Source organism: Streptomyces sp. Sge12 (assembly GCF_002080455.1).
Classification (GTDB): Bacteria; Actinomycetota; Actinomycetes; order Streptomycetales; family Streptomycetaceae; genus Streptomyces.
In genome coordinates, this window is the sequence record NZ_CP020555.1 from 5,673,892 (window position 1) to 5,698,652 (window position 24,761).

At 72.3% G+C, this 24,761-nt stretch carries 25 protein-coding genes and 1 riboswitch; of the genes, 12 read left to right on the forward strand and 13 right to left on the reverse strand.

Going from position 1 to position 24,761, the window contains the following annotated elements; all coding sequences use genetic code 11:
- The first annotated feature begins 38 nt into the window (after positions 1-38).
- Positions 39-1,049 carry a 2-hydroxyacid dehydrogenase gene (locus B6R96_RS25425; protein ID WP_081523735.1) on the forward strand — a complete coding sequence of 337 codons (1,011 nt, stop codon included), beginning with the start codon at positions 39-41 and terminating at the stop codon, positions 1,047-1,049.
- On the opposite strand, the gene B6R96_RS25430 is transcribed toward B6R96_RS25425, so the two are convergent.
- A complete protein-coding gene (locus B6R96_RS25430) occupies positions 1,030-2,970 on the reverse strand; it encodes an anthranilate synthase family protein (RefSeq protein ID WP_203351657.1) in 1,941 nt (646 codons plus the stop codon). The genes B6R96_RS25425 and B6R96_RS25430 overlap by 20 nt on opposite strands.
- A gap of 340 nt (positions 2,971-3,310) precedes the next feature.
- On the opposite strand from B6R96_RS25430, the gene B6R96_RS25435 reads away from it, so the two are divergent.
- Both B6R96_RS25435 and B6R96_RS25440 read left to right on the forward strand, forming a co-directional pair.
- Positions 3,311-4,666, forward strand: coding sequence for a class II 3-deoxy-7-phosphoheptulonate synthase (locus B6R96_RS25435; RefSeq protein ID WP_081523736.1), 1,356 nt, complete (start codon positions 3,311-3,313; stop codon positions 4,664-4,666).
- Positions 4,667-4,839: 173 nt separating this feature from the next.
- Positions 4,840-5,106 (forward strand): (2Fe-2S)-binding protein, encoded by a 267-nt coding sequence (locus B6R96_RS25440; RefSeq protein WP_030385609.1) that lies wholly within the window; start codon positions 4,840-4,842, stop codon positions 5,104-5,106.
- Positions 5,107-5,112: 6 nt separating this feature from the next.
- Here B6R96_RS25440 and bfr read toward each other — a convergent pair whose 3' ends face one another.
- Positions 5,113-5,589 carry a bacterioferritin gene (gene bfr, locus B6R96_RS25445; RefSeq protein WP_030385608.1) on the reverse strand — a complete coding sequence of 159 codons (477 nt, stop codon included), beginning with the start codon at positions 5,587-5,589 and terminating at the stop codon, positions 5,113-5,115.
- A gap of 173 nt (positions 5,590-5,762) precedes the next feature.
- Between bfr and B6R96_RS25450 the strand changes: the two genes are divergently transcribed.
- Entirely contained in the window at positions 5,763-6,395 is a 633-nt protein-coding gene (locus tag B6R96_RS25450; protein ID WP_030010526.1) for a sulfite oxidase-like oxidoreductase, read from the forward strand.
- Positions 6,396-6,429: 34 nt separating this feature from the next.
- Here B6R96_RS25450 and B6R96_RS25455 read toward each other — a convergent pair whose 3' ends face one another.
- From B6R96_RS25455 to thiO, 6 genes are all read right to left on the reverse strand, one after another.
- Positions 6,430-6,927 carry a DUF4396 domain-containing protein gene (locus B6R96_RS25455; RefSeq protein WP_081523737.1) on the reverse strand — a complete coding sequence of 166 codons (498 nt, stop codon included), beginning with the start codon at positions 6,925-6,927 and terminating at the stop codon, positions 6,430-6,432.
- A gap of 90 nt (positions 6,928-7,017) precedes the next feature.
- Positions 7,018-7,875: a deoxyribonuclease IV gene (locus tag B6R96_RS25460; RefSeq protein WP_081525251.1), complete on the reverse strand. Its 858-nt coding sequence runs from the start codon at positions 7,873-7,875 to the stop codon at positions 7,018-7,020.
- Between the two features lie 9 nt (positions 7,876-7,884).
- Complete coding sequence (gene pknB / locus B6R96_RS25465; RefSeq protein WP_081523738.1) at positions 7,885-9,801, reverse strand: Stk1 family PASTA domain-containing Ser/Thr kinase; 1,917 nt, start codon at positions 9,799-9,801, stop codon at positions 7,885-7,887.
- Between the two features lie 102 nt (positions 9,802-9,903).
- Complete coding sequence (locus B6R96_RS25470) at positions 9,904-10,698, reverse strand: thiazole synthase (RefSeq protein WP_053169115.1); 795 nt, start codon at positions 10,696-10,698, stop codon at positions 9,904-9,906.
- Positions 10,699-10,703: 5 nt separating this feature from the next.
- Complete coding sequence (thiS, locus tag B6R96_RS25475; protein ID WP_030385603.1) at positions 10,704-10,904, reverse strand: sulfur carrier protein ThiS; 201 nt, start codon at positions 10,902-10,904, stop codon at positions 10,704-10,706.
- Positions 10,901-12,106 (reverse strand): glycine oxidase ThiO, encoded by a 1,206-nt coding sequence (gene thiO / locus B6R96_RS25480; protein ID WP_081525252.1) that lies wholly within the window; start codon positions 12,104-12,106, stop codon positions 10,901-10,903. Before thiO ends, thiS begins: the two co-directional genes overlap by 4 nt.
- Positions 12,104-12,215, reverse strand: a riboswitch (TPP riboswitch). It overlaps the preceding gene by 3 nt.
- Before the next feature lie 81 nt (positions 12,216-12,296).
- Between thiO and B6R96_RS25485 the strand changes: the two genes are divergently transcribed.
- The 5 genes from B6R96_RS25485 to B6R96_RS25505 all read left to right on the forward strand — a co-directional run bounded on the left by B6R96_RS25485 (position 12,297) and on the right by B6R96_RS25505 (position 16,753).
- A complete protein-coding gene (locus B6R96_RS25485; protein ID WP_081523739.1) occupies positions 12,297-13,517 on the forward strand; it encodes an NAD(P)/FAD-dependent oxidoreductase in 1,221 nt (406 codons plus the stop codon).
- 157 nt (positions 13,518-13,674) lie between these two features.
- Positions 13,675-14,040, forward strand: a complete 366-nt coding sequence (locus B6R96_RS25490; RefSeq protein ID WP_030385600.1) for an Rv2175c family DNA-binding protein — start codon at positions 13,675-13,677, stop codon at positions 14,038-14,040.
- A gap of 83 nt (positions 14,041-14,123) precedes the next feature.
- Positions 14,124-14,759, forward strand: a complete 636-nt coding sequence (gene thiE / locus B6R96_RS25495; RefSeq protein WP_081523740.1) for a thiamine phosphate synthase — start codon at positions 14,124-14,126, stop codon at positions 14,757-14,759.
- A 169-nt stretch (positions 14,760-14,928) separates the two neighbouring features.
- Positions 14,929-15,843: a methylenetetrahydrofolate reductase [NAD(P)H] gene (gene metF, locus B6R96_RS25500; protein ID WP_053169107.1), complete on the forward strand. Its 915-nt coding sequence runs from the start codon at positions 14,929-14,931 to the stop codon at positions 15,841-15,843.
- Between the two features lie 49 nt (positions 15,844-15,892).
- A complete protein-coding gene (locus B6R96_RS25505; RefSeq protein WP_053169105.1) occupies positions 15,893-16,753 on the forward strand; it encodes a hypothetical protein in 861 nt (286 codons plus the stop codon).
- Positions 16,754-16,769: 16 nt separating this feature from the next.
- On the opposite strand, the gene B6R96_RS25510 is transcribed toward B6R96_RS25505, so the two are convergent.
- The 5 genes from B6R96_RS25510 to B6R96_RS25530 form a co-directional block, all read right to left on the reverse strand.
- Positions 16,770-18,188 carry a phytoene desaturase family protein gene (locus B6R96_RS25510; protein ID WP_081523741.1) on the reverse strand — a complete coding sequence of 473 codons (1,419 nt, stop codon included), beginning with the start codon at positions 18,186-18,188 and terminating at the stop codon, positions 16,770-16,772.
- A 48-nt stretch (positions 18,189-18,236) separates the two neighbouring features.
- Complete coding sequence (locus B6R96_RS25515; protein ID WP_030385595.1) at positions 18,237-18,863, reverse strand: DUF4126 domain-containing protein; 627 nt, start codon at positions 18,861-18,863, stop codon at positions 18,237-18,239.
- A gap of 82 nt (positions 18,864-18,945) precedes the next feature.
- Positions 18,946-19,347, reverse strand: a complete 402-nt coding sequence (locus tag B6R96_RS25520) for a DUF3040 domain-containing protein (protein WP_030385594.1) — start codon at positions 19,345-19,347, stop codon at positions 18,946-18,948.
- A 294-nt stretch (positions 19,348-19,641) separates the two neighbouring features.
- Positions 19,642-20,400, reverse strand: a complete 759-nt coding sequence (locus B6R96_RS25525) for a methyltransferase (protein ID WP_081523742.1) — start codon at positions 20,398-20,400, stop codon at positions 19,642-19,644.
- A gap of 72 nt (positions 20,401-20,472) precedes the next feature.
- Positions 20,473-20,967: an SAV_6107 family HEPN domain-containing protein gene (locus B6R96_RS25530; RefSeq protein ID WP_051779135.1), complete on the reverse strand. Its 495-nt coding sequence runs from the start codon at positions 20,965-20,967 to the stop codon at positions 20,473-20,475.
- A 172-nt stretch (positions 20,968-21,139) separates the two neighbouring features.
- Here B6R96_RS25530 and B6R96_RS25535 point away from each other — a divergent pair, with 172 nt between their 5' ends.
- From B6R96_RS25535 to B6R96_RS25545, 3 genes are read left to right on the forward strand one after another with little or no spacing between them, the layout of a single operon-like run.
- Positions 21,140-21,988 carry an ATP-binding cassette domain-containing protein gene (locus tag B6R96_RS25535; protein ID WP_081523743.1) on the forward strand — a complete coding sequence of 283 codons (849 nt, stop codon included), beginning with the start codon at positions 21,140-21,142 and terminating at the stop codon, positions 21,986-21,988.
- Positions 21,960-24,056 carry a YhgE/Pip family protein gene (locus B6R96_RS25540; protein ID WP_081523744.1) on the forward strand — a complete coding sequence of 699 codons (2,097 nt, stop codon included), beginning with the start codon at positions 21,960-21,962 and terminating at the stop codon, positions 24,054-24,056. The genes B6R96_RS25535 and B6R96_RS25540 overlap by 29 nt, the downstream gene beginning before the upstream one ends.
- Positions 24,057-24,085: 29 nt before the next feature.
- Entirely contained in the window at positions 24,086-24,718 is a 633-nt protein-coding gene (locus B6R96_RS25545) for a TetR/AcrR family transcriptional regulator (RefSeq protein ID WP_030385589.1), read from the forward strand.
- Positions 24,719-24,761 lie beyond the last annotated feature (43 nt).

A 24,761-nucleotide genomic window follows, 5' to 3' on the forward strand; every position in this document is an offset into this window, starting at 1 on the left:
GTGACAAACGGCCCATGGTTCGAGCTGCGGGAGCAAGCGTGGAGATCCTGGCATTCGGTGTCACCGCCGACGAGAAGCCGCTCCTGGAGCAGGCCTTCGCGGGAGCGCACGAGGTCCGCTGCCTCGACGTCTTCCTCGACGAGGACACCGCGCCGATCGCCACCGGCTACGAGGTCGTCTCCTCCAGCGTGAACGCCGACCTGAGCGGCCGGGTGCTGCGGACCCTCGCGGCGGGCGGCACGAGGATGATCGCCCAGCGCTCCACCGGCTTCAACAACATCGACCTGGACGAGGCCGGGCGCCTGGGCCTGACGATCAGCCGGGTCTCCTCCTACTCGCCCTACGCGGTCGCCGAGTTCGCGTGGACCCTCGCGATGGCCGTGAACCGGCGGATCGTCCGGGCCTCGAACCGGACCCGGGACTTCGACTTCCGCCTGAACGGGCTGATGGGCCGGGACTTCCACGGCCGCACGGCCGGCGTGCTCGGCACCGGCAGGATCGGGGAGGCCTTCACCCGGATCGCACACGGCTTCGGCATGCGGCTGCTGGGCTGGGACCTGGCGCAGAACCCGGCGTGCGTGGAGCTCGGCATGACCTACGTGGACAAGGACGAGCTGCTCGCCTCCTCGGACCTGATCAGCCTGCACGTGCCGCTGCTCGAGTCCACCCGGCGCATCGTCGACGCCGCCGCGCTGGAGCGGATGCGCGACGACGCGATCCTGGTGAACACCAGCCGCGGCGGGCTGATCGACACGGACGCACTGGTCGACCAGCTCCGCGCGGGCCGCTTCACGGGCGTCGGCCTGGACGTGTACGAGGCGGAGGCCGGCGTCTTCTTCCTCGACAAGTCCCTGGAGGCCGTCGAGGACGACACCCTGGCCCGCCTCGTCACCTTCCCGAACGTCGTCGTGACCTCCCACCAGGCGTACTACACGACGGACGCGGTGGGCCAGATCATCGACACCACCGTCGCCAACGTCGCGGACTACCTGGCGGGCCGCAGCTCCGAGAACACCCTGGTGGGATCCTTCAGCCCGTCCGGCGGCTGAGGACCGGGTCCGGACGGAGCCCGGGGGACACGGCGGTCAGCAGCTCGCGCAGCAGGTCCGCGCCGCGCAGGGTGAGCACCGACTCCGGGTGGAACTGGACCCCCGCGAAGCCGCCGCCCGCGAAGCCGCCGCCCGCGGAGCGGAGCGCGTGGACCTCACCCGTGGCCGGGTCGCGGGCCACCTCCACCCCCGCGGCCGCCAGCCGTTCGGCCCCCGCCCCGTCGCAGTGCGCCGTGTATGTGTTGTAGAAGCCGACCACCTCCTCGGCTCCGAATAGGCCGATCCGCACCTGCGCCCCCTGAGCCGGCTCCGCCTTGCGGACCAGCGGCAGCCCGAGCTCCGCCGCCAGCAGCTCGTGGCCCAGGCAGACCCCGACCAGGCCGTGGCGGTGCCCGGCCAGCAGGTCGGCCGTGAGCGCACGCAGCATCCGCATCCTGGGGTCCGCCGGGTCGGCCGGGTTGCCCGGGCCCGGGCCCAGCACGATCGGGCCCTCCCAGGCCAGGGCCGCCGCCCGCAGCCCCGGATCGTCGTAGCGGCGTACGGTCACGGCCAGCCCGGCCACGCGCAGCACGTGTGCCAGCATCGCCGTGAAGGTGTCCTCGCCGTCCACCACCAGCGCGTGGCCGGTCACCGGAGCCGGCTGTTCCTGCATCCGGAGCCAGAACGGCGCCAGGTCCGACCGCCGGGCCGCCAGCGCCGCCCGCACCCGCGGGTCGTCCGCCAGCCGGGCCCCCTCGAACGCCGGCCGCGGCGCCGCCGGCCGCACCCCCAGCGCCGCCAGCACGCCCGCCGCCTTCGCGTGCGTCTCCGCCACCTCGCCGTCCGGGTCCGAGTGCCGGACCAGCGTGGCGCCCACCGCCACCCGCAGCACGCCGTCCGCCGCGATGTCGGCGGTGCGGATCAGGATGGGCGAGTCCAGCGTCTGCGCACCGGCGGGGTCCACGCCCAGCAGGGCCAGTGCCCCCGCGTAGTAGCCGCGCCCGCCCGCCTCGTACCGCTCGATGACACGGCAGGCGTTCTGCACCGGCGATCCCGTCACCGTCGCCGCGAACATGGTCTCGCGCAGCACCTCCCGCACGTCCATCGACGAGCGGCCGCGCAGCTCGTACTCGGTGTGCGCGAGGTGGGACATCTCCTTCAGCCGCGGTCCGACGACGACCCCGCCCCGGTCGCCAACGGTGCACATCATCTTCAGCTCCTCGTCGACCACCATCGACAGCTCCTCGGTCTCCTTGCGGTCGCCGAGGAAGGCCAGGAGGGACTCCGCGGTCGGCCCCCCGGCCGGATAGCGGTACGTGCCGCTGATCGGGTTCATCACGACCGTCCCCCCGGACATCCGCACGTGGACCTCCGGGCTGGCCCCGACGAGGGTGCGCTCGCCGGTGTGGACGACGTACGTCCAGTACGCCCCCCGCTCGCCCTCCAGCAGACGCCGGAACAGCGCGAGCGCGTCGGCCGGGCCGAATCCGCCGATGCGGCCCTCGTAGGTGCGCCGGATGACGAAGTTCGCGCCCTCGCCGCGGCCGATCTCGTCCTCGATGACCCGCCGGACGGTGGCCGCGTACTCCTCGTCGGGGACGTCGAAGCCCCCGCCGTCGACCCGCACGGGGTGCTGCGGCAGCCCGGCCAGGGCCTCGGTGAGCGGGACCTCGTGGACCTCCTCGGCGACGAGCACGCTCAGCGGCGTGCCGTCGTCCCGTACGTCGAAGCCGCGCTCGCGGATCTGGCGGAAGGGGACGAGGGCGAGGGCGGGCTGCTCGCCGACGGGCAGGTCGGCGAGCCGTTCGACCTCCCTGACCTGCCCGATCAGCACCTCGACGGTGTCGTGGTCGCGGCCGGGAGTCCGCCGGCGCAGCAGGGCGAACGGTGGGCAGGAGGGATCGAGCAGTCGGCTCGAAAGGTTGATTCGGCTGGGTTCCATGGGGCGGAGCGTCCTTCCGGTGGGAGGAGCCGCCCCCGGGATCCGACCGCACGGTCGAAAACGCGGAAGGCCGCCCCTCGGGGCGGCCTTCGCGTCGTGCGTGTCTTCAGGTACGCGCGAGAAGTGGACCGCCGGGAGCGGGCCACCACCAGGTCTGGTGCGATTGCGCGTACATGGTGGGCACCTTAGCCCAGACCGCCCCCGTGGCGCAGGATCCGTCTCGCGGCGTGGGCTGAACCATGGATTCCGTTCCGGTGGGCGCCCGGAACCTTTGAGCCGGTTCGTCTCACGTTGTGGGCGGGGGGCCGAACGCGGCCTGTGACGCCGTAATGTGTACGAGGTGACCGTGAACGCTGAAACCCAAGCCCCCGCCGCCAAGGCGACCTGGCGAGACCTTCCCGCGGCGCAGCAGCCTTCGTACCCCGATGCCGAGGCTCTGCGCGCTGTCGTCGCGGACCTCGAGTCGTATCCTCCCCTCGTTTTCGCGGGTGAGTGCGACCAGCTGCGTGCCCGTCTGGGAGCCGTCGCCAAGGGCGAGGCGTTCCTGCTCCAGGGCGGCGACTGTGCCGAGGCCTTCGACGGCGTCTCCGCCGACCACATCCGAGCCAAGCTGAAGACGCTGCTCCAGATGAGCGCCGTCCTGACCTACGCCGCGTCCGTGCCGGTCGTCAAGGTCGGCCGCATCGCGGGCCAGTACTCCAAGCCGCGCTCCAAGGACACCGAGACCCGCGACGGCGTCACCCTGCCGACCTACCGCGGCGACTCCGTCAACGGCTTCGCCTTCACCGAAGAGGCCCGGATCCCGGACCCCGAGCGGCTGAAGCGCATGTACAACGCGTCGGCCTCGACGCTCAACCTGGTGCGCGCCTTCACCACCGGTGGCTACGCCGACCTGCGCCAGGTCCACGCCTGGAACCAGGACTTCGTGAAGTCCAGCCCGTCCGGTCAGCGGTACGAGCAGCTGGCGCGCGAGATCGACAACGCGCTGAACTTCATGAAGGCGTGCGGCACCGACCCGGCCGAGTTCAAGGCCGTCGAGTTCTACGCCTCGCACGAGGCGCTGCTGCTCGACTACGAGGGCGCGCTGACCCGCACCGACTCGCGCACCGGCAAGCTGTACGACACCTCCGGCCACATGGTCTGGATCGGTGAGCGCACCCGCCAGCTGGACCACGCGCACATCGAGTTCTGCTCGCAGATCGCCAACCCGATCGGCATCAAGCTCGGCCCCACCACCACGGTGGACGAGGCGCTGACCTACATCGACCGCCTGGACCCCGAGCGCGAGCCGGGCCGGCTGACCTTCGTCGTCCGCATGGGCGCCGGCAAGGTCCGCGACAAGCTCCCCGAGCTGGTCGAGAAGGTCACCGCCTCCGGTGCGACCGTCGGCTGGGTCACCGACCCGATGCACGGCAACACCTTCGAGGCGGCCTCGGGCCACAAGACGCGCCGTTTCGACGACGTGCTCGACGAGGTCAAGGGCTTCTTCGAGGTCCACAAGGCCCTCGGCACGCACCCGGGCGGTATCCACGTCGAGCTCACCGGTGACGACGTCACCGAGTGCGTGGGCGGCGGCGACGAGATCTTCGTCGACGACCTGCACCAGCGCTACGAGACGGCCTGCGACCCGCGGCTCAACCGCAGCCAGTCCCTCGACCTGGCGTTCCTGGTCGCCGAGATGTACCGGGACCAGTAGGGATCAGTCAGTACCTTCGTACGACAGTGGGGCACGGATCGATGTGATCCGTGCCCCACTGTCGTACGGGGGGCTTTTAGGCCACCCTAACTTTGGGTACGGTTAGGTAAGCCTCACCGAATAGGGGATGGCTCGCCCGCCCGCTGACCCGCTGAACCATCGCCACCCCGGAGGTGAACCGCGTGTACGTCTGCTCTTGCTTCGGAATCACCGACAAGCAGGTCAAGGAGCACGCGGAGGCCGGGGCCTGCACCCCGCGCCAGATCGCCTCGGCCACCAAGGCCGGCACCGACTGCGGTTCCTGCGTACGCACCATCCAGGGCATCCTCGGCCGCGGGGCGTGCCCGCGCAGGGAGCTGCTGGAGAAGGGCGAGGCCGCGAGCGTGCTCGCCGCGGAGCCGGGCCCGGTCCGGTCGCCGGAGCTGGCGGAAGCGGCCTAGGGCCGGCTAGCTCGGCTGCTCGATCAACTGCGCGATGTAGAGCGGCTCGCCCAGCGACTCGATGAGCTCCAGCTGGGTGTCGAGGTAGTCGATGTGGTGCTCCTCGTCCTCCAGGATCTCCTCGAAGAGCCGCGCCGAGGTGATGTCACCCTTGCCGCGCATGACCTCGATGCCCCGCTTGAGGCGGTCGATGGCTTCGACCTCGACCTGGCGGTCCGCGTGGAACATCTCCGTGAGCGTCTGCCCGACGCGCACGTGGAAGAGGCGCTGGTAGTTCGGCAGGCCATCGAGCATCAGGATGCGCTCGGTGATCTTGTCCGCGTGCTTCATCTCGTCGATGGACTCTTCACGCGTGTACTTGGCAAGCTTGGTCCAGCCCTTGTTGTCCTGGATGCGGTAGTGCAGCCAGTACTGGTTGATGGCCGTCAGCTCGCCGGTCAGCTGCTCGTTCAGAAACTCAAGGACCTCGGGGTCGCCCTGCATCGCAGAGGCTCCTTCCAGGCAATGTCAGCTATGTGACGGGGCAGTTGCGCGCATCCTTGCACCGCCACTGGAGACCGTCCAGTAAGTGCCTCCTTAGTGGGAGTTACCGTGACTTGCCCGAATCGGCCCAGACCTGGTCATGACCACCCTGCCCAGTCTGTCACCATGGAGTCATGGGTCAGCCGGAAAGCCGGGAATCTCCGGGAGCAGAGCAGCTGGAGCTTCCACCGGGGCAACGGTTGCAGAGGGGCTGGCCGGTCACCCATTACGGGCCCGTACCCAAGTTCAAGCCGGACCGCTGGGAGTTCCGCGTCTTCGGCGCGACGGCCGACGGGGACAAGCACTGCTGGAACCACGAGGAGTTCACGGCCCTGCCGTTCGACTCCGTCGTGGCCGATCTGCACTGCGTCACGAAGTTCAGCATGCAGGGCGCCGAATGGGGCGGGGTGCTCGCCCGCGAGGTGCTCGCCCTGGCGCCGCCCGCGCCGCAGGTCACGCACGTGATGGTGTGGGCCGAGTACGGCTTCAGCTCCAACCTGCGGCTGGCCGACTTCGCTTCCGACCGCACCGTTTTCGCCACCCACGAGGGCGGTGAACTGCTCACCGCCGAGCACGGTTTCCCGGTCCGGCTGGTGGTCCCGCACCTGTACGCCTGGAAGGGCCCCAAGTGGGTCCGCGGCATCGAGTACATGACCGCCGACCGCCGCGGCTTCTGGGAGGAGCGCGGCTACCACAACATCGGCGACCCGTGGCGCGAGCAGCGCTACTCGTACCAGGAGGAGCCCGGGGAGGGCCCCGAACTGTAAGGGGCGCCCTCCGGCCGGCCCGTGTGCCCCCGGCTCAGCGGTGGTACTGGTGCACCACCGCGTGACCCCTGCCGCGGCCGATCATCCACTTGTTGACCGGCGTCGTGATCACGAAGGCGGCGGCCAGTGCGATCGCCAGGACGATCCAGAACAGCGGATCCGACAGGTGCGCGTCCATGGCCCCGGGCCACAGGGCGATCACCCCGTTGTCGATCAGTTCCATGACGGCGATCGACAGGGTGTCCGCGGCCAGCGCCACCCGGATGGCCGTACGCAGGTCGACGCCCGCGGCGAGGACCCCGCGCAGGGTGAGTGCGTAGCCGAAGAAGAACGCCAGCACGATCGCCAGGACCATCGTGGGGACGTTCCCCCAGCCCAGCGCGGTACCGATGACCATGCCGAGCACTTCGCCGATGGCGCATCCGGTGAGGCAGTGGAGGGTGGCCCGGGCGGCCGCACCCCAGCTGACCGGGCTGCCGGCGGCGCCGTGCGCGTGCCCGTGCTGTTCGTGGTGCTCGTGGTGCTGTTCCATGACAACCCCCTCGTGGGAACGCCGGGTAGCGGTCCGTCGATATGACCGAACCGTATACCCCCCTGGGGTATTCCTCAAGGAATCAGTGGATCACTGCGAGCCGCGCAGCTCCTTCAGCAGCGCCACGTCCGCCGCATGCCCTTCCTTGCCGCCGGGCGTCTCGATGACCAGCGGTACGCCGTCCATCGCGGGATGCGTGATCAGCTCCGCGAAGGCCTCCCGGCCGATGTGCCCCTGGCCGATGTTCGCGTGCCGGTCCTTGTGCGCGCCGACGCCCTCCTTGGAGTCGTTCGCGTGGACCAGCTTCAGCCGCCCCTCGCCGACCGTGTCCACCAGCAGGTCCAGCATCAGCTTCGTTCCGCCCGGCTCCGCCAGGTCGTGGCCGGCCGCGAAGATGTGGCAGGTGTCCAGGCAGATGCCCAGCTTCGGATGGCGGTCGAGCGCGTCGAAGTACGGGCCGAAGTCCTCGGCGAGCGAGCACAGCGAGGAGCCCTGCCCGGCCGTCGACTCCAGCAGCAGGAACGGGTCGTCGTCGTGCGTCAGCTCGTCCAGCAGCGGCAGCATGTGCTCCCTGATCTGCGCGTACGCGACCTCCCGCGGGCGGCCCCCGGTCGCCGACCCGGTGTGGACGACCACCCCGAGTGCGCCGATCTCCCGGCCGCGGCGCAGCGAGTGGCGCAGCGACTCCACCGACTTCTCCACCGTGGCTTCGGTGTGCGACCCGAAGTTGATCAGGTACGGGGCGTGCACGTACGCCGGGATCGCCGCGGCCGCGCACTCGGCCCGGAACCGCTCGTCCTGCGCCGGACTGCCGAGGGGGGTGGCCCAGCCGCGCGGATTGGCGACGAAGACCTGGACGGCCTCGGCGCCCATCTCCCGGGCGTAGGTGAGGCCGACGGAGGCGAGCCCGCCGGCGACGGGGACGTGCCCGCCCACTGGATTGCGCATCACCACGGTTTACAGCCCCTTGGTCCTGATGGTGATCGTGGTGCCCTCCGGGGCGTTCTGTCCGGCCGGCACCGACTGGGTGTCCACCGTGTTGCTGAAGGAGATCAGCGGCCGGTCCACCTTCACCTTGAAGCCGGCGGCCTCCAGCGCCTTGCGGGCCGCGTCCACGTCCTGGCCGGTCACGCTCGGCACCGGCAGCTGCCGGGGGCCCTTGGACACGGTCAGCGTGACCGTGTCCCCGGCCGCGGCCTGGGTGCCCGCGCCGATCGACTGATTGGCGACCGTACCGGCCGCGGACGGGGCGTTGACCTCCTCCGGGGCGGTCGCGACCTTGAGGCCCAGAGCCTCCAGGGACGCCTTCGCCTGGTCGAGCGGGATCCCCGTCACGCTCGGGACCGGCACCGGGCGGCCCTTGCTGACGACCAGCGAGACGGCCGTGTCCGGCGCGCGCTTCTCGCTGCCCGGCGGATTCGTGCTGATCACCGAGCCCTGGGCGACGTCCTGGCTGAAGGCCTGCGTGACGATGCCGGGAGCCAGCCCGGACCGGGTCAGCTCCGCCTTGGCCTCCTCCAGGGGGCGGCCCTTCAGGTTCGGCACGGCCACGACCTCGGGGCCGCGCGAGATGGTGATCGTCACCGCGCCGTTGCCGCGGATCCGCCGTCCGCCCGGCGGGTCGGTGTTCATCACCGTCCCGCGGTCGAAGGCGTCGCTGAACTTCCGGTCCACGCCCTTCACCCCGAGCCCGGCCGCGGACAGCTGGGAGCGGGCCTGCTCCTCGGTCTTCCCGAGCAGGTTGGGGACCTTGGTGAACTGCCCGGAGTTGATGTACCAGACGCCGACACCGAGCCCGAGCGCCAGCAGCACGCCCGCCACGACGAGCAGCACCCCGCGGCGGGGCCGCCGCGCGGCGCCGGCCGGCCGGTGCGTGGGCGGAGCGGGCGGGGCCGGCGGCATCTCCAGGCGGGAGGTGTGCTGCACCGGCTGCTGCGCGGCCACCGGGCGCGGGATCACACCCGTACGGTCCTCGGCCGACGAGCGCTCCTCCGCGTGCGCCTGCGGCGGTACGGCGTCCAGCTCGGTGTCGCTGAGCAGTGCGCGGGCCTCACGGGCGAGGCCGAAGAGTGCGGCCGCGTCGTAGGGGCGCAGCTCGGGGTTGCGGGCGGTGGCGTGCGCGACGAGCTCGTCGAGCCCGACGGCCAGCCCGGGGACCGCGGCGGACGGCGGCGGGACGTCCTCGTGCAGGTGCTGGTAGAGCACCTGCGCGGGGGTGCCGCCGAGGTGGGGCTTGGAGCCGGTGAGCATCTCGTAGAGCACGACGCCGCAGGCGTAGACGTCCACGCGGGTGTCGGCGACGCCGTTCTCGATCTGCTCGGGGGCCAGGTAGGAGACGGTTCCGAGGACCGAGCCGGTGGTGTTGGTGACCGAGTCGACCGACCGGACCAGCCCGAAGTCCGCGACCTTCACGCGGCCGTCGTCCCCGATCAGGACGTTCTCGGGCTTCATGTCGCGGTGGACGAAGCCGGCCCGGTGGGCGGCGCCGAGCGCGGCGAGGACCGGTTCGAGGATGTCGAGGGCGGCGCGGGGCCGGAGCGCGCCGCGCTCGCGGAGCACGTCGCGCAGGGTGCAGCCGGAGACGTACTCCATGGCGAGGTAGACGTAGGGCCCGTCGGTGCCCTGGTCGAACACGGCGACCACATTGGGGTGCGCGAGCCGGGCGACGGACTTCGCCTCCCGGATGAACCGGTCCACGAAGGCGGCGTCGGCGGCGAGCGCCGGGTGCATCACCTTCAGCGCGAGCACCCGGTCAAGGCGCGTGTCGACGGCCCGGTAGACCGTGGCCATGCCGCCGGCCGCGATGCGGGCGTCGATGCGGTAGCGGCCGTCGAGCACGCGCCCGACGAGGGGGTCATCCAGGGTCGTATCCACCCGGCGATTCTACGAGCCGCCGCGAAGCCCCCACCCCGGCCGGGTCGCCTTGCAGCGCAGCTGTGACGTGGGCGGGGCCCCGCCCACGTCGGCTCCGGCCCCTCAGAACGCCGGGCGCTCCGGGTCCAGGGCGGCGCGGCCCTCCCCGGGGGAGGAGGCCCGTGCGAAGCGGCGCTGGGGGATGCGGCCCGCGCGGAAGGCGAGGCGGCCCGCCGAGACGGCGTCGCGCATGGCCGACGCCATGAGGACCGGCTCCTGGGCGCGGGTCACCGCCGAGGCCAGCATCACCGCCGCGCAGCCCAGCTCCATCGCCAGGGCCGCGTCGGAGGCGGTGCCCGCGCCCGCGTCGAGGATGACCGGTACCGAGGCCCGCTCCGTGATCAGCTCGAAGTTGTGCGGGTTGCGGATGCCCATGCCGGAGCCGATGGGGGAGCCGAGCGGCATGATCGCCGCGCAGCCCACGTCCTCCAGCTTCCGCGCGAGCACCGGGTCGTCGTTGGTGTACGGCAGGACCGTGAAGCCCTCGTCGACCAGGGTCTCGGCGGCGTCGAGCAGCTCGATGCCGTCCGGCAGGAGGGTCCGCTCGTCCGCGACCACCTCCAGCTTGATCCAGTCCGTGCCCAGCGCCTCCCGGGCCAGCCGGGCCGTGAGCACGGCCTCGCCCGCCGTGAAGCAGCCCGCGGTGTTGGGGAGGACCGAGATGCCGAGCCGGGTCAGGACGGACAGGACGGAGCCCTGGACCGTGGGGTCCAGCCGCCGCATCGCGACCGTGGTCAGTTCGGTGCCGGACGCGACGAGGGCGCGTTCCAGGACGTCCAGGCTCGGGGCGCCGCCCGTGCCCATGATCAGGCGGGAGGAGAAGGTCCGGCCGCCGAGGGTGAAGAGGTCGTCCGCCATGCCGATCAGCCCCCCTGCACCGCGGTCAGGATCTCCACCCGGTCGCCGTCGCCCACGACCGTGGCCGGCCACTGCCCGCGCGGCACCACGGTCTCGTTGAGCGCGGCCGCGACCCCGGAGGGGGCCGTGGTCAGGGCGGCGACCACCGTGTCGAGGGTGGCGCCGGCCGCGACCTCGCGCGGTTCGCCGTTGACGGAGATGGTCATGCGTACGACTCCTGACGTGCGGCGGAGAACCGGCGGGGGGTGAAGGGGCGCGCGATCTCCGGTAGTTCGCCGGTGGCCAGCAGCTCGGCGAGGACCTCGCCGGTGAGCGGGGTCAGCAGCACCCCGTTGCGGTAGTGCCCGGTGGCCAGGTGCAGGCCCGGCAGGTCGGTCGGGCCGAGCAGCGGGGCGTTGTCGGGGGAGCCGGGGCGCAGGCCCGCCCGGGTCTCGGTGAGGGGGAGTTCGGTGATGCCGGGGACCAGTTCGTGGGCGTCGCGCAGGAGTTCGTAGACCCCGCCCGCGGTGACGGTGGTGTCCCAGCCCAGCTCCTCGCTGGTGGCGCCGACGACGAGTTCGCCGTTCTCGCGCGGCACGAGGTAGACGTGGCTGCCGCGCACGACGGCCCGTACGGTCCGCGACAGGAACGGCGCGTACGCGGCCGGCACCGTGAGCCGCAGGACCTGTCCCTTGACGGGCCGTACGGGGGCCGCGACCTCCGGCGGTACGCCCGCCAGCCGGCCGGTGAACGAGCCCGCGGCGAGGACCACCTGGTCGGCGAGCAGTTCCGTACCGTCGGCGAGGAGGGCGCCCGTCGCCCGGTCGGTGGTGGTGAGCAGCTGCTGCGCGCCCGACCGGTGGATGCCCACCCCGGCCCGTTCGCAGGCGGCCAGCAGGGCCGCCGCGAGCCGGCGGGGGTCGACCTGGTGGTCGCCGTCGACGCGCAGGCCGCCGCGCACGCCCGGGGCGAGCAGGGGCTCCAGGCGGCGGCACTCGCGGCCGGTGAGCCACTCGGACTCCAAGCCGCAGCGGCGCTGCAGGGCGTGCAGTTCGCGCAGGTGGAGGCGGTCGTCGGCGTCGAGGGCGACGGCGAGGGTGCCGCAGGCGCGGTAGCCGATGTCGAGGCCGCCGCTCGCCTCGGCGAGCTCGGCGGCGAACTGCGGATAGCGCGCGGCGGAGGCGAGGCCGAGGCCGAGCAGGGCTTCCTCGCCGTAGTGCAGTTCGGTGACGGGGGCGAGCATGCCGGCCGCGACCTGGGCGGCGCCGCCACCGGGTGCGGGGTCGGCGAGTACGGTGCGCAGTCCGCGCGCGGCGGCCCGCCAGGCGGTGACCAGGCCGATGATGCCGCCCCCGATGACGAGGACGTCGGATCCGCTTCGGGGCGTCCGGGATGTCCGGGGTGTTCGGGGTGTTCGGGATGAGTGCATGGGCGTCCAGCCCCTCCCTTCGCCGGCATGACCCGGATCAGGTTCGTACGGTCGGAGGCCGTCCAGCCTCCCTCTCAGCCCGGTGCGCCGGACTCCCGCGATAGGTACGGTGGCCAGACTAACCCGGCCGTGGACGGCGGGTAAGGCGGCACCTATTCCTGACGGAGCGTCAGATGATTAGGGTGGCGGCGTGAGCGAGCAGACGGAACAGAATCAGCGCGGCGTCGTGATCGTCGGCGCCGGAATGGCCGGCGTGCAGACCGCGGTCGCCCTGCGCGAACAGGGCTTCACCGGCCCCGTGACCCTGCTGGGAGCCGAACCCCACCAGCCCTACGACCGGCCCCCGCTGTCCAAGGCGGTCCTCCTCGGCAAGGCCGAGGACTCCGCCTTCGACGTGGACTTCGAAGGACTCGACATCCGGCTGCGGCTCGGCACCGAGGTCACCGGACTGCGCGCCGCCGACCACGAGCTGGACACCGAGGCGGGACCCGTCCCGTACGGGATCCTCGTCCTGGCCACCGGCGCGCAGCCGCTGACCCTGCCCGGAACCGAGGGCGTCCCCGGCGTCCACCTGCTGCGCACCCTGGACGACGCGGCCCGGCTGCGCCCGGTACTGGCCGCGTCCCCCCGGACCGTGGTGGTCGGGGCGGGCTGGATCGGCGCCGAGTTCGCCACCGCTGCCCGGGAGGCGGGCTGCGAGGTCACCGTGGTCGAGGCGGCGGACCGGGTACTGGCGGGGGCGCTGCCCGCCGAGGCCACCGAGCCCATGGCGCGCTGGTACGAGGAGGCCGGCGCCGGGCTGATCACCGGGGCGAAGGTCGCCGGGGTCGAGGAGGGCCGGGTCCTGCTGGCCGACGGGCGCGTCCTGCCCGCCGGCGCGGTGGTGGTGGGCATCGGCGCCCGCCCCGCGACCGGCTGGCTGGCCGGGACCGGCGTGGAGCGCGGCGCCGACGGCTCGGTCACCGCGGACGCGTACCTGCGGACCTCGCTGCCCGATGTGTACGCGGTCGGCGACTGCGCCTCCTTCCCGTCCGGGCGGTACGGGACGCGGCTGCTCGTGCACCACTGGGACAACGCGCTCCAGGGGCCGCGGACGGTCGCGGCGAACATCCTGGCGGGGCAGCCGGACCGGGTCTACGACCCCGTGCCGTACTTCTGGTCGGAGCAGTTCGGGCGCTTCGTGCAGTACGCCGGACACCACGGCGGGGCCGACACCCTGATCCTGCGCGGGGACCCGGCCGGTGCCTCCTGGTCGGTGTGCTGGCTGAAGGGCGGCGCACTCGTCGCCGTCCTGGCGGTGGGCCGCCCCCGCGACCTGGCCCAGGGCCGCCGCCTGATCGAGACGGCGGTTCTCCTGGACCCCGCCAAGGTCTCCGACCCCGCCACCCCGCTCAAGTCGGCCACGGCCTGACGGACCGGTCCGGGCGGCTGCGGGTGCTGCTGCAAGCGCCGGCGGGGCTGAAATCCGGCCCCGCCGGCGTGCGAGGCCCGGGGCCCCGGTGCGGGCCGCGACCCGGACGGGGCTGCTCAGGTACCGGCGGCGGAGCCGAGATGGCAGGCTTGTGCCTGTGACCGAGATTGACGCAAAGATCGATGCCCTTGTCCCCTCGTGGCTGTACCTCCCCGACATCGCGGAGATGCTCGACATCGAGGTGACCCGGGTCCGCCAGATGGTCAAGGAAGGGCAGCTCATCGCCGTCCGCCGGGGCGAGAACCGCTCCCTTCAGGTTCCGGCCCCCTTCATCGACGGCGACAAGGTCGTCAAGGGCCTCGTCGGCCTGCTGACCGTGCTGCGCGACGACCGTTTCACCGAGGAGGAGATCCTGGAATGGCTCTTCACCGAGGATCCGACCCTGCCCGGCACCCCCGTGCAGGCGCTGAGCGAGAATCGCGGCACGGAGGTGAAGCGCCGCGCTCAGGCGCTCGCCCTCTGACCTGATCGCCTTCGCTCCACAGCGGTGTACGGGCCGGGCCGCGGCCGGGCCCGTACACCGCATCCATCACGGGGGGTACACCCATGCAGTTGTCCGACGCCCGGCTCTACCTGTGCACGGACGCCCGCAAGCGCCAGGGTGACCTCCCCGATTTCCTCGACGCCGTGCTCTCCTGCGGCGTGGACATCGTCCAGCTCCGCGACAAGGGCATGGAGGCGGGGGAGGAGCTCGAACACCTTCAGGTCTTCGCCGAAGCCGCCCGCCGCCACGGCAAGCTCCTCGCCGTGAACGACCGGGCCGACGTCGCCCACGCCATCGGCTCCGACGTCCTGCACCTGGGCCAGGGCGACATCCCCGTCCCCGCGGCCCGGGCCATCCTCGGCGAGCAGGTGCTGATCGGCCGGTCCTGCCACGCCGAGGCCGAGGTCGACGCGGCCGTCGCCGAAGCCGGCGTCGACTATTTCTGCACCGGACCCTGCTGGCCCACCCCCACCAAGCCCGGCCGCCACGCACCCGGCCTCGATCTGGTCCGGTACGCGGCCTCGCTGGAGCAGGAGCGGCCCTGGTTCGCCATCGGCGGCATCGACGGCTCGAACCTGGACGAGGTACTGGACGCCGGCGCCACCCGCATCGTGGTCGTCCGCGCGCTCACCGAGGCCGCCGACCCCGGCAAGGCCGCCGCCGCGCTCGCCGAGCGGGTACGGGCCCGCCTCGCCTGAGTCCTGTCCGCCCGGACAGCGCACCGCCGCCACCGCAGGCACCGCCGGCGCCCCGCCCCGTACCGGCACCCACGACTTTTGGCCAGAGCGCGGCCTCCAAGTGTCCAAAAACGTGTCCAAAAGGTGGACAGGGCTTCGGTGTCCGCCGGGCCGCGTCTAACCTGCCCACATGGCCTCTGGTACCGCTTCCACCTGGTCGGATCGTGCGCACACGGTCCGCGACCTCCTCGCCTCCGGGCGCTCGTACTCCTTCGAGTTCTGGGCCCCGAAGACGGAGAAGGGCGAACGCAACCTCTGGAACGCCCTGCGCCGGGTCGAGGCGGTATCCCCCAGCTTCGTCTCCGTGACCTACGGAGCCGGCGGCTCCACCCGCGGCGGCACGGTCAAGGCCACCCAGGAGATCGCCGCGGACACCACCTTGACCCCCGTCGCGCACCTCACCGCCGTGGACCACTCGGTCGCCGAGCTGCGCAACGTCATCGGGCAGTTCGCCGACGCCGGGATCCGGAACATGCTCGTCGTGCGCGGCGACCCGCCGGGCGACCCGATGGGCGAGTGGGTGGCGCACCCCGAGGGCGTGCACTACGCCGCCGACCTGGTCCGGCTGGTCAAGGAGTCCGGCGACTTCTGCGTCGGCGTCGCGGCCTTCCCCGAGATGCACCCGCGTTCGACGGACTGGGACACGGACATCCGGCACTTCGTGGACAAGTGTCACGCCGGAGCCGACTACGCGATCACCCAGATGTTCTTCGATCCGGAGAATTATCTGCGGCTGCGCGACAGCGTCGAGAAAGCGGGCTGCGAGACCCCGATCATCCCCGAGGTCATGCCTGTTGTGGGTATCAAGCAGCTCGACCGACTGCCCCAACTCAGCAACGCGGTCTTCCCCGCGGACGTGAAAGAGCGCATGCTCGCCGTCAAGGACGACCCGGCCGCTGTACGCTCCATTGGCATCGAGTTCGCCACGGAGTTCTGCGCGCGACTGCTGTCCGAGGGTGTCCCGGGCCTGCACTTCATCACGCTCAACAATTCCACGGCGACTCTCGAGATCTACGAGAACCTGGGCCTGCACCAGCGGGCCTGATCGGCCGTCCCCGTTCCCGCGCCGGCGGCCGTACCGAGAGGGGCCATGCATGGGAATGACGGTCCTCTACATCGCGTTCGGTTTCGTCGCGCTGTGGCTGCTTGCCGAGGTCCTGATGCAGTACAAGGCCCGGCTCCGCTGGCGCCTGCTCGCCTTCGCCGGCTTCCTCGGCGTCGTCGCCGGCGTGATCCTGCCGTCGGTGCTGGTCATCGGGGCCGGAGCGGCGGCGTTCGCCGTCGGCCAGACCCTGGTGACCCTGTCCTTCCGCAAGGGCTTCGTCGCCGGCTGGGCACTGCGCCGCGGCGGTGAGCCCGTACGGCAGCAGACGCGCCGCCGCCGGTCCGCGGGCACCAAGCAGGAGCCCGCGCTCCAGGTGACCGCGCTGGAGTACGAGGACGCGAACGGGCCGGCGGCCGAGCCGTCGTTCCGGGACGCCGCCGAAGAGGTCTACAGCCCGGAGCCTGTGCCCGAGGACACCGGTTCGTACGGGATACAGAGTTTCGCGCCGGCCCCCGAGGTGGACCGGACGGCGGCCTTCGCCTCGCCGTTCACCACGGCCGAGCAGGACGCCCACCAGTACGCGGCCTACTACGACCAGCAGAACCAGGGCGGCTACGACTACTCGGGCGGCTACCCGACGGGTGACCAGCAGCAGGTCTACGCCGCCTACTCGGACCCGTACATCGGCACCGGCGGCGGCGTCGCCCCGCCCCAGCCGTACGACTACACCCCGTACGCCGACTACGGGCAGCAGCAGTACTCCACGGACACCCCGCCCGGCGGGGTGTGGGTCCCGCAGCAGCGTTCCACGGACGGGGCCGGCCAGCAGTACCCGATGGACGGGCAGGGCGAGCCGCCGCAGCAGTACCCGTACCCCCAGCAGGGCGAGTACGAGCAATACCGCTACTGAGCACCACCGGCCACGGTCACCGGGAGCCGCGGAACTCCGCGCCCTCCACGATCAGGCCGGCCACCAGGGCCCCGGTCATCCCGGCGTGCGGCAGCCCGCCGCCGGGGTGGGCCCAGCCACCCGCCAGGTAGAGCCCGGGGACGGCCGTGGTGTTGGCCGGCTGGAGCATCCGGCCCCCGGCCCCCGCGAGGGCGGGCGGGGGCACCGCGCCGCCCACCGCACCCGTCGCCGCCTCGATATCGGCCGCGGTGCGCACCTCGTGCCACAACAACCGCTCCCGCAGGCCCTGTACGGCGTTCTCCGCGAGGTTCAGCAGCTCCGCGGGCTCCGAGGTCCCCGGCCCGGTCACGGCGCTCACGGTGACCGCCTCGTGCTCCTCGTCGGGCCGCGTCGCCGGATCGTCCGGGCGCAGCACCGTCACCCGGGCCCCGGGGGCGTGGACGACCGTCCGGTGCACGGCCGTGACGGGGCGGGCGCCGCGCAGCGCGAGCAGCAGCGTGAGCCGCCCGGGTACGCCGTCCCCGCGGGCCGGCACCGCCTCGGGCGGCCACGGCAGCGAACCGGCCGGCAGCTGCCGGGGGTCGATCCCGCACACGACGGCGTCGGCGGCCGCCTCGCTGCCGTCGGCCAGCAGCAGTCCGGCCGCCCGGCCGTCCCGGACCAGGACCTCCCGGACCTCCGCCCCGAAGACGAAGGCGACCTTGCGCTCCAGGCAGCGCTCGTACACGGCGGTGGCCAGGGCCCGCATCCCGCCGCGCACGTACCAGCTGCCGAAGGTCTGCTCCATGTACGGGAGCACGGCCGCCGAGGCCGGCGCGGTGGCGGGGTCGATCCCGTACTCGCCCACCAGCCCGGTCAGCACGTGCGCGAGGGCGCCGCCCAGCTCCCGGTCGGCCATTTCGGCGAGCGTCGGCGGGCGGCGGCGCAGCAGCCCGCTCCTGCGCAGGGCGGGGTACGGGTCGCCGCCCAGGCTCTGCCGGGCGCCGGGCGGCAGCGGCTCCTCCAGCAGCGGGCGCCGGGTGGCGTCCCAGGTGTCGCGGGCGCGGCCCAGGACGGCGTTCCAGCGCTCGCCCGCGCCCGCGCCGAAGGCGGACTCCAGGGCGGTGGCGACACCGCCGTGGGAGGCGCCGGGGAGGGTGACGTCGATGCCGTGGTGGGGCAGGACGTGCCGGACGGCCGGATTCACCTGGACCATGTCGACGCACGTTTCGAGGGGCCGGTTGCCGGTCTTCACGAAGAGGTCGCGGTAGACGGCGGGCAGGTGCAGCAGCCCGGGCCCGGTGTCGAAGGCGAAGCCTTCGCGCTCGTAGCGGCCCACGGCCCCGCCGTAGGTCGTCCCGCGCTCGTACACCGTCACCCGGTGCCCCGCCACGGCCAGCCGGGCCGCCGTCGCCATCGCGCCCATGCCGGCGCCGATCACCGCAATTCGTGCCATGCGGCCGAGCCTATCGACCCAGGTGGCGGCCCGGGTGGCGGCCCTGCGTCAGTGGGGCGGGGCCCCGGTGGTCTCGCGGGCCTCGGCGGCCAGGCGCTTCTCCTCGCGGCGCTGGGCACGGCGTCGCAGGTAGCGGCGGATCCGGCTCCACAGGAAGAACAGTATGGCCAGTCCGGCGGCCAGCAGGACGGCCGCGATGACCGCGGCGGCCTGGGGGTTGAACATCGCGAAGGTGACGAGGCCCGCCACGCCGAGGTCCTCGGCGATGCTCATCCCCACGTTGGTGAACGGCTCGGGTGACGTATTGATCGCCATCCGGGTGCCGGCCTTGACGAAATGGCTGGCCAGGGCCGTGGAGCCGCCGACCGCGGCGGCGGTGATGTCGGACAGCGAACCGGTCTGGCCGGCCAGCAGCGCACCGATCACGGCGCCGGCCACCGGGCGGATCACCGTGTGGACGGTGTCCCATATCGAGTCCATGTACGGGACCTTGTCGGCGATCGCCTCGCACAGGAACAGCACGGCGGCGACGGCCAGCACGTCCGTGCGCTGCAGCGACGCGGGAACATCGTCGGTCAGGCCGGTGCGGCCGAAGATGCCGAGCAGGAGGACCACGGCGTAAGCGTTGATCCCACTGGCCCAGCCGCTGGTGAAGACCAGGGGGAGCACACTCATCGGATCATCATGCCGTACGCGAACGCGGAAAAGTGAGGGGACGGCCGCGCGGCGGCCATCCCCTCACCCACGTTGTCCGGGTCTAGTGCCCCTGCTCGTCACGGCGGCGCTGCCACCGTTCCTCGATGCGGGTCATCATCGACCGACGCTGCCGGCCGCGGCCGTGGGCCGAACCACCGGTACTACCGGAGACGGGCTGCTCGCCAGGCTTGGGTGCCTTGCGCCAACCGGTGACCACCAGGACCGTACAGCCCAGCATGACGAGGAACCCCACCACGCTGATCCAGAGCACGTTCGGAATGATCACACCGGTCATGAGGAGCGCGATACCCACCACAATGCCTGCGACTGCCTGGTAGACCCGTCGCCGGGTGTACGTACGCAGTCCGCTTCCCTCAAGCGCTGTCGCGAACTTGGGATCTTCGGCGTACAGCGCTCGCTCCATCTGCTCGAGCATTCGCTGCTCGTGCTCCGAGAGCGGCACGGGAGTCCTCCTCATCCGTCGGTCGCGGGGGTGGCGACCAGGGGTCCCCTTCAGGATAGGCGGGGAATCGCCCCCGTGACACCCGCCCTCTACGCCACGTTCCAAAAAGACACGGCCCAGAAATGATGCAGCCGGTGAAAGCGCTGCATGAAAACCGTACCGCCGCGGGGGCGGTCACTGAGGCCGTTATTCCCCAATGGTCCGTCCACCATGCCGGTCACTGCACCTGATCATACGGGGCCGACCGGCGGATCGGCGGGTGTGCGGCCGACTCCGGCCGCACACGATCGCGGTTCAGGCCCGCTTCTCGCCCAGGACGTGCAGCTGGGTGGCGACCGCGTGGAAGGCGGGCAGCTCGGCGGCCGCCTCCTCCAGACGCAGCAGCGCCTCCACCGCGCCGGGCTCGGTGTCCACCAGGACCCCGGGAACGAGGTCGGCGAAGATCCGCACGCCGTGCACCGCGCCGACCGCGAGGCCGGCATCGCCGACCAGCGCGGAGAGCTGCTCGGCGGTGAACCTGCGCGGTACCGGGTCGCCGGAGCCCCAGCGGCCGGCCGGGTCGGTGAGGGCGGTACGGGCCTCCGTGAAGTGTCCGGCCAGCGCGCGGGCGAGCACGGCCCCGCCGAGTCCGGCGGCCAGCAGGCTGAGCGTGCCGCCGGCGCGCAGCGCGGCCACCGCGTTGGCCACGCCCCCGGCCGCGTCGTCGACGTACTCCAGCACGCCGTGGCACAGCACCACGTCGTAGGCGTCGCGCTCGACGACGTCCAACAGGCCCTGGGCGTCACCCTGGACGCCGCGCACCAGGTCGGCGACTCCGGCCTCGGCCACCCGGCGCTCCAGTCCGAACAGCGCGTTCGGGCTGGGGTCGACCACGGTGACCCGGTGGCCCAGACGGGCCACCGGCACGGCGAACTTACCGGTGCCGCCACCGGTGTCGAGCACGTCGAGCACGTCCCGCCCGGTCGCCTTCACCCGGCGGTCGAGGGCCTCCTTGAGGACCTCCCACACCACGGCGGTGCGGAGGGAGGCACGGGGGCGGGAAGTGTCCGACACGGCTGATGGCTCCTCGGCGCGGTAAGGGTGAGCGGTCGCTGCCCACCCTATTGCCTACCGCGACCGGGCAGCTCATCCCGCGTCCGGATGCTCCGGGCGTGGTTGCGGCAAGGTTTGCGACAGGGGCTGGGGCGCCGCCCGGACGGTGAGCATCCGCTCCACCAGGCGCAGGAACATGGAGGCCGCCCGGACCAGATCGTCCGCGTCCCGGCTGCTCGCCGCGTCCGCTATCCCCGCCTCGGCCCTGGCCCGGCGGGCGGCGCCGGAAGCGAAGAGCGCGCTCCACTCGGTCAGCTCCGGCGCTATCTCCGGCAGCACCTCCCACGCGCTGCGGATCCGGGGCCGCCGCCGCGGGTTCACCGGCTCGGGCCGGCCGCGCGCGGCGAGTACGGCGGCGGCGGTGCGCAGCGCGGCGAGGTGGGCGGTGGCGTAGCGCTCGTTGGGGCGGGTCAGCCGGGCGGCCTCGGCCAGGCCGCTGTGGGCCTTGGCGAGCAGGTCGAGGGCGGCCGGAGGGGCCGTCGACTTCCGCAGGACGGGGTGGACAGGGGACGGGGACGGTGTGGCCATGACGAACCTCCTGTCGATGCGTTGCCCCCATCGTGACAAGCCCCACTGACAATCCGGTTGACCTGCACTTTTACGGGCAGATGGCGAGTAACTCCCCCCTACCGCGCACCCGGTGCCGCGAAGGATGCTAGTTTTTGAACTGACCGGTCAGTTCAAAAAGAAGGGGGACGGCGTGGACAGCCCGCACGGCGCGGCCGTCAAAGCCGAGGACTTCGGACTCAAGGGCCCGCGCGGCTGGGCCTTCCGCGGAGTCGGCATCGACGCGGCGCCCGGCTCGCTCATCGCGGTCGAAGGCCCCTCCGGCAGTGGCCGGACCTGCCTGCTCCTCGCCCTCACCGGGCGGATGAAGCCCACCGGCGGACACGCCGAGGTCGGCGGCCACCGGCTGCCCAAGAAGATGTCGGCGGTCCGCCGCATCGCCGCCCTCGGCCCGGTCTCCGGGGTCAACGACCTCGACCAGGCCCTCACCGTCGCGGAACAGCTGCGCGAGGGGGCCCTGCTCCAGCGCCACTACGGCGCTCCGGTCCGCGCCATGCTGCGGCCCCGCGCCGAGCGCCGCGCCGCCGCCGAGGCGCGGATCGCCGCCGCCCTGGAGGCCGCCGGACTGGACCTCGCCGCGCTGCCCAAGGGCGGGCGGACCTCCGTACGGGACCTGGAACGCCTGGAGTCCGTACGGCTGTCCGTCGCCATCGCACTGCTCGGCTCCCCGAGCCTGCTGGCCCTCGACGACCTCGACCTCAAGCTGTCGGACACCGAACGCACCGAGGCCTGGGACCTGCTCCGCTCGGTCGCAGCCCGCGGGATCACCGTCCTCGCGGTGTGCAGCGAGGCGCCGGCCGACGCGGTCGTCCTGCGGACCTGCCCCAAGGAGGACCCGGACGCGCTCGCCGCGCCCGCCGAGGCCGAGGCCGAGCCCGAGGGCGACGACACGAACGACGCCGAGATCGACACCACGAACGACGACGCGAACGACGACACGAAGGGGGCGGACGATGCGCTCGCCGAAGCTGGCCGCGCTTGAGCTCAAGCGGTTCGGGCGGGGGAAGCTCCCCCGGGCCGCTCTCGTCGCGCTGCTCCTGCTGCCGCTGCTCTACGGAGCCCTGTACCTGTGGTCCTTCTGGGACCCGTACAAGCGGCTCGACCAGGTGCCCGTCGCCATCGTCAACGCCGACCAGGGCACGACGGTCGACGGCAAGCGCCTCGACGCCGGCGCCGAGATCGCCAAGAAGCTGCATGCCAGCAAGAAGTCCTTCGACTGGCACGACGCGAGCGCCGAGGACGCGGCCAAGGGCCTGGAGGACGGTACGTACTACCTGACCCTGACCATGCCCGCCGACTTCAGCGCCAAGATCGCCTCCAGCTCCGGCGAGGACCCCACCACCGGGGCCCTCCAGGTGCGTACGAACGACGCCAACAACTACATCGTCGGCTCGATCTCGCGCTCGGTCTTCGCCGAGGTCCGCTCCGCCGCGTCCGCCAACGCCTCCCGCGGCTTCCTCGACAAGATCTTCGTCAACTTCTCCGACCTGCACGACAAGACCGCCGAGGCGGCCGACGGCGCCGACAAGCTCAAGGACGGCGCCGGCAAGGCCCAGGAGGGCGCGAAGGAGCTCGCCGACGGCCTCGACACGGCGGGGGAGAAGACCGGCGAGCTCAACAGCGGTCTGAAGAAGCTCAACACGGCCGCCGGCAAGCTGGAGACCGGCTCCAAGGACGTCGCGGACGGCACCCAGGCCCTCGCCGACAAGGTCAACGGTGCCGCGGACAAGGCCCGTCCCTTCGTCAAGGACCCCAAGAACCTCGCGGACACCGCCGAGCTGGTCGCCGACAGTGCGAAGGTGGTCAACAACCACCTCGCCACCTTCGCAGAGAAGGCCCCGGCCGCCGCGGCCGCCGCGAAGAAGGCCGCCACCGGCGCGGACGCCTACTACACCAAGCACTGCCTCACCCCCGGCGGCGAACCGCACCTCGCCTCCTGCGCCGACCTGAAGAAGGTCCGCGACGACGCCGCCGAGGCGGCCGAGCTCAGCGGCGACGTCAGCACCCTGGTCAAGAACGCGGGCGGTGACGTCGGCAAGCTCCGCACCCAGCTCACCGACCTGGAGAAGAAGGCCCGCGAGCTCGTCGTCAAGGCCCCCCAGCTCGCGGGCGACCTCGACGCGGCCGTCGCCAAGGTCAACGCCCTCAACACCGGCGCCCACAAGGTCTCCACCGGCATGGCCCAGCTGCACACCGGCCTCGGCACCGCCACCACCGGCTCCGGCGCCCTCAGCGACGGCGTCGGCAAGCTCGGCGACGGCGCCCACCGCCTCGACGGCGGCATGTACAAGCTCGTCGACGGCACCGGCGAACTCGCCGGCGGCCTGCACGAGGGAGCCGGCAAGATCCCCGACTACGACCAGCAGCAGCGCGACCGGCGCACCGAGGTCATGGCCGACCCTATCCAGCTCGCCAACCAGTCCCTGCACAAGGCGCCCAACTACGGCACCGGCTTCGCCCCGTACTTCATCCCGCTCTCCCTCTGGGTCGGCGCGATGGTCGCCTACATGCTGATCGCCCCGCTCAACCGGCGGGCCCTGGCCGTCGGCGCCTCGCCCTGGCGGGTCGCCCTCGCCGGCTGGCTGCCCGTGGCGGGCCTCGGCGCCGCCCAGGTGGGCCTGCTGATGTCCGTACTGCACTGGGCGCCCGGCCTCGGCCTGAAGATGGCCCACCCGGCCCTGACCATCGCCTTCCTGATGCTGGTCACCGCCTGCTTCGCGGCGATCGTCCAGTGGCTCAACGCCAAGTTCGGTGCGGCCGGACGCATCCTGGTGCTGGCCGTCCTGATGCTCCAGCTGACCTCGGCGGGCGGCACCTACCCCGTCCAGACCAGCCCGGACTTCTTCAACTGGATCCACCCGTACCTGCCGATGTCGTACATCGTCGAGAGCCTGCGCCGCCTCATCACCGGTGGCGACCTCGCCCCGGTCTGGCAGGGCGGCGCGGTCCTGCTGGCCTTCACCGTCGGCGCCCTCGCCCTCACCGCGCTCGCCGCCCGCGGCAAGCAGGTGTGGACCATGGACCGACTGCACCCCGAACTGAGCCTGTAGGGACGTGTTGACCTGTGACAATCAGCGCCATGGAAAGCAGCAGCACCGGTACGGGTACCGGCGGGGGCCGTCGCGCGGCCACCCGGCAGAAGCTCTACGAAGCAGCCGTGACCCTCATCGCCGAGCAGGGCTTCTCCGCGACCACGGTCGATGAGATCGCCGAGCGGGCGGGCGTCGCGAAGGGCACCGTCTACTACAACTTCGCGAGCAAGAACGAGCTCTTCGAGGAACTGCTGCGGCACGGCGTCGGCCTGCTGACCGTCTCGCTGCGGACCGCGGCCGAGGAGACGGAGGCCCGCGGCGGCAGCCGGGTCGAGGCGCTCGACGCGATGATCCGCGCGGGACTCGTCTTCATCGACCGGTACCCGGCCTTCACCCAGCTCTACGTCGCCGAGCTGTGGCGCACCAACCGCGCGTGGCAGTCCACGCTGATGGTGGTCCGGCAGGAGGCCGTGGCCGTCGTCGAGACGGTGCTCCGCGAGGGCGTCGAGCGCGGTGAGCTGAGCGCCGAGATCGACGTACCGCTGACGGCGGCCGCGATGGTCGGGATGGTGCTGGTCGCCGCCCTGGACTGGCAGTCCTTCCAGAGCGAGCGGTCCCTGGACGACGTGCACTCGGCGCTGTCGCTGCTGCTGCGGGGCCGGGTCAGCGGCAACCGCTGAACCCCGGCGCACGCTGCGCCCCGGCGCGCCACGACCCCCCAGT

Coding starts and splice junctions, on each gene's coding strand:
- metF (WP_053169107.1), top strand. CDS start 14,929: ATGGCCTCTGGTACCGCTTCCACCTGGTCGGATCGTGCGCACACGGTC.
- B6R96_RS25540 (WP_081523744.1), top strand. CDS start 21,960: ATGCGCTCGCCGAAGCTGGCCGCGCTTGAGCTCAAGCGGTTCGGGCGG.
- B6R96_RS25545 (WP_030385589.1), top strand. CDS start 24,086: ATGGAAAGCAGCAGCACCGGTACGGGTACCGGCGGGGGCCGTCGCGCG.
- thiE (WP_081523740.1), top strand. CDS start 14,124: ATGCAGTTGTCCGACGCCCGGCTCTACCTGTGCACGGACGCCCGCAAG.
- B6R96_RS25515 (WP_030385595.1), bottom strand. CDS start 18,863: ATGAGTGTGCTCCCCCTGGTCTTCACCAGCGGCTGGGCCAGTGGGATC.
- B6R96_RS25455 (WP_081523737.1), bottom strand. CDS start 6,927: ATGGAACAGCACCACGAGCACCACGAACAGCACGGGCACGCGCACGGC.
- B6R96_RS25460 (WP_081525251.1), bottom strand. CDS start 7,875: ATGCGCAATCCAGTGGGCGGGCACGTCCCCGTCGCCGGCGGGCTCGCC.
- bfr (WP_030385608.1), bottom strand. CDS start 5,589: ATGCAGGGCGACCCCGAGGTCCTTGAGTTTCTGAACGAGCAGCTGACC.
- B6R96_RS25530 (WP_051779135.1), bottom strand. CDS start 20,967: ATGGCCACACCGTCCCCGTCCCCTGTCCACCCCGTCCTGCGGAAGTCG.
- B6R96_RS25430 (WP_203351657.1), bottom strand. CDS start 2,970: ATGGAACCCAGCCGAATCAACCTTTCGAGCCGACTGCTCGATCCCTCC.
- B6R96_RS25450 (WP_030010526.1), top strand. CDS start 5,763: ATGGGTCAGCCGGAAAGCCGGGAATCTCCGGGAGCAGAGCAGCTGGAG.
- B6R96_RS25510 (WP_081523741.1), bottom strand. CDS start 18,188: ATGGCACGAATTGCGGTGATCGGCGCCGGCATGGGCGCGATGGCGACG.
- thiO (WP_081525252.1), bottom strand. CDS start 12,106: ATGCACTCATCCCGAACACCCCGAACACCCCGGACATCCCGGACGCCC.
- thiS (WP_030385603.1), bottom strand. CDS start 10,904: ATGACCATCTCCGTCAACGGCGAACCGCGCGAGGTCGCGGCCGGCGCC.
- B6R96_RS25505 (WP_053169105.1), top strand. CDS start 15,893: ATGGGAATGACGGTCCTCTACATCGCGTTCGGTTTCGTCGCGCTGTGG.
- B6R96_RS25470 (WP_053169115.1), bottom strand. CDS start 10,698: ATGGCGGACGACCTCTTCACCCTCGGCGGCCGGACCTTCTCCTCCCGC.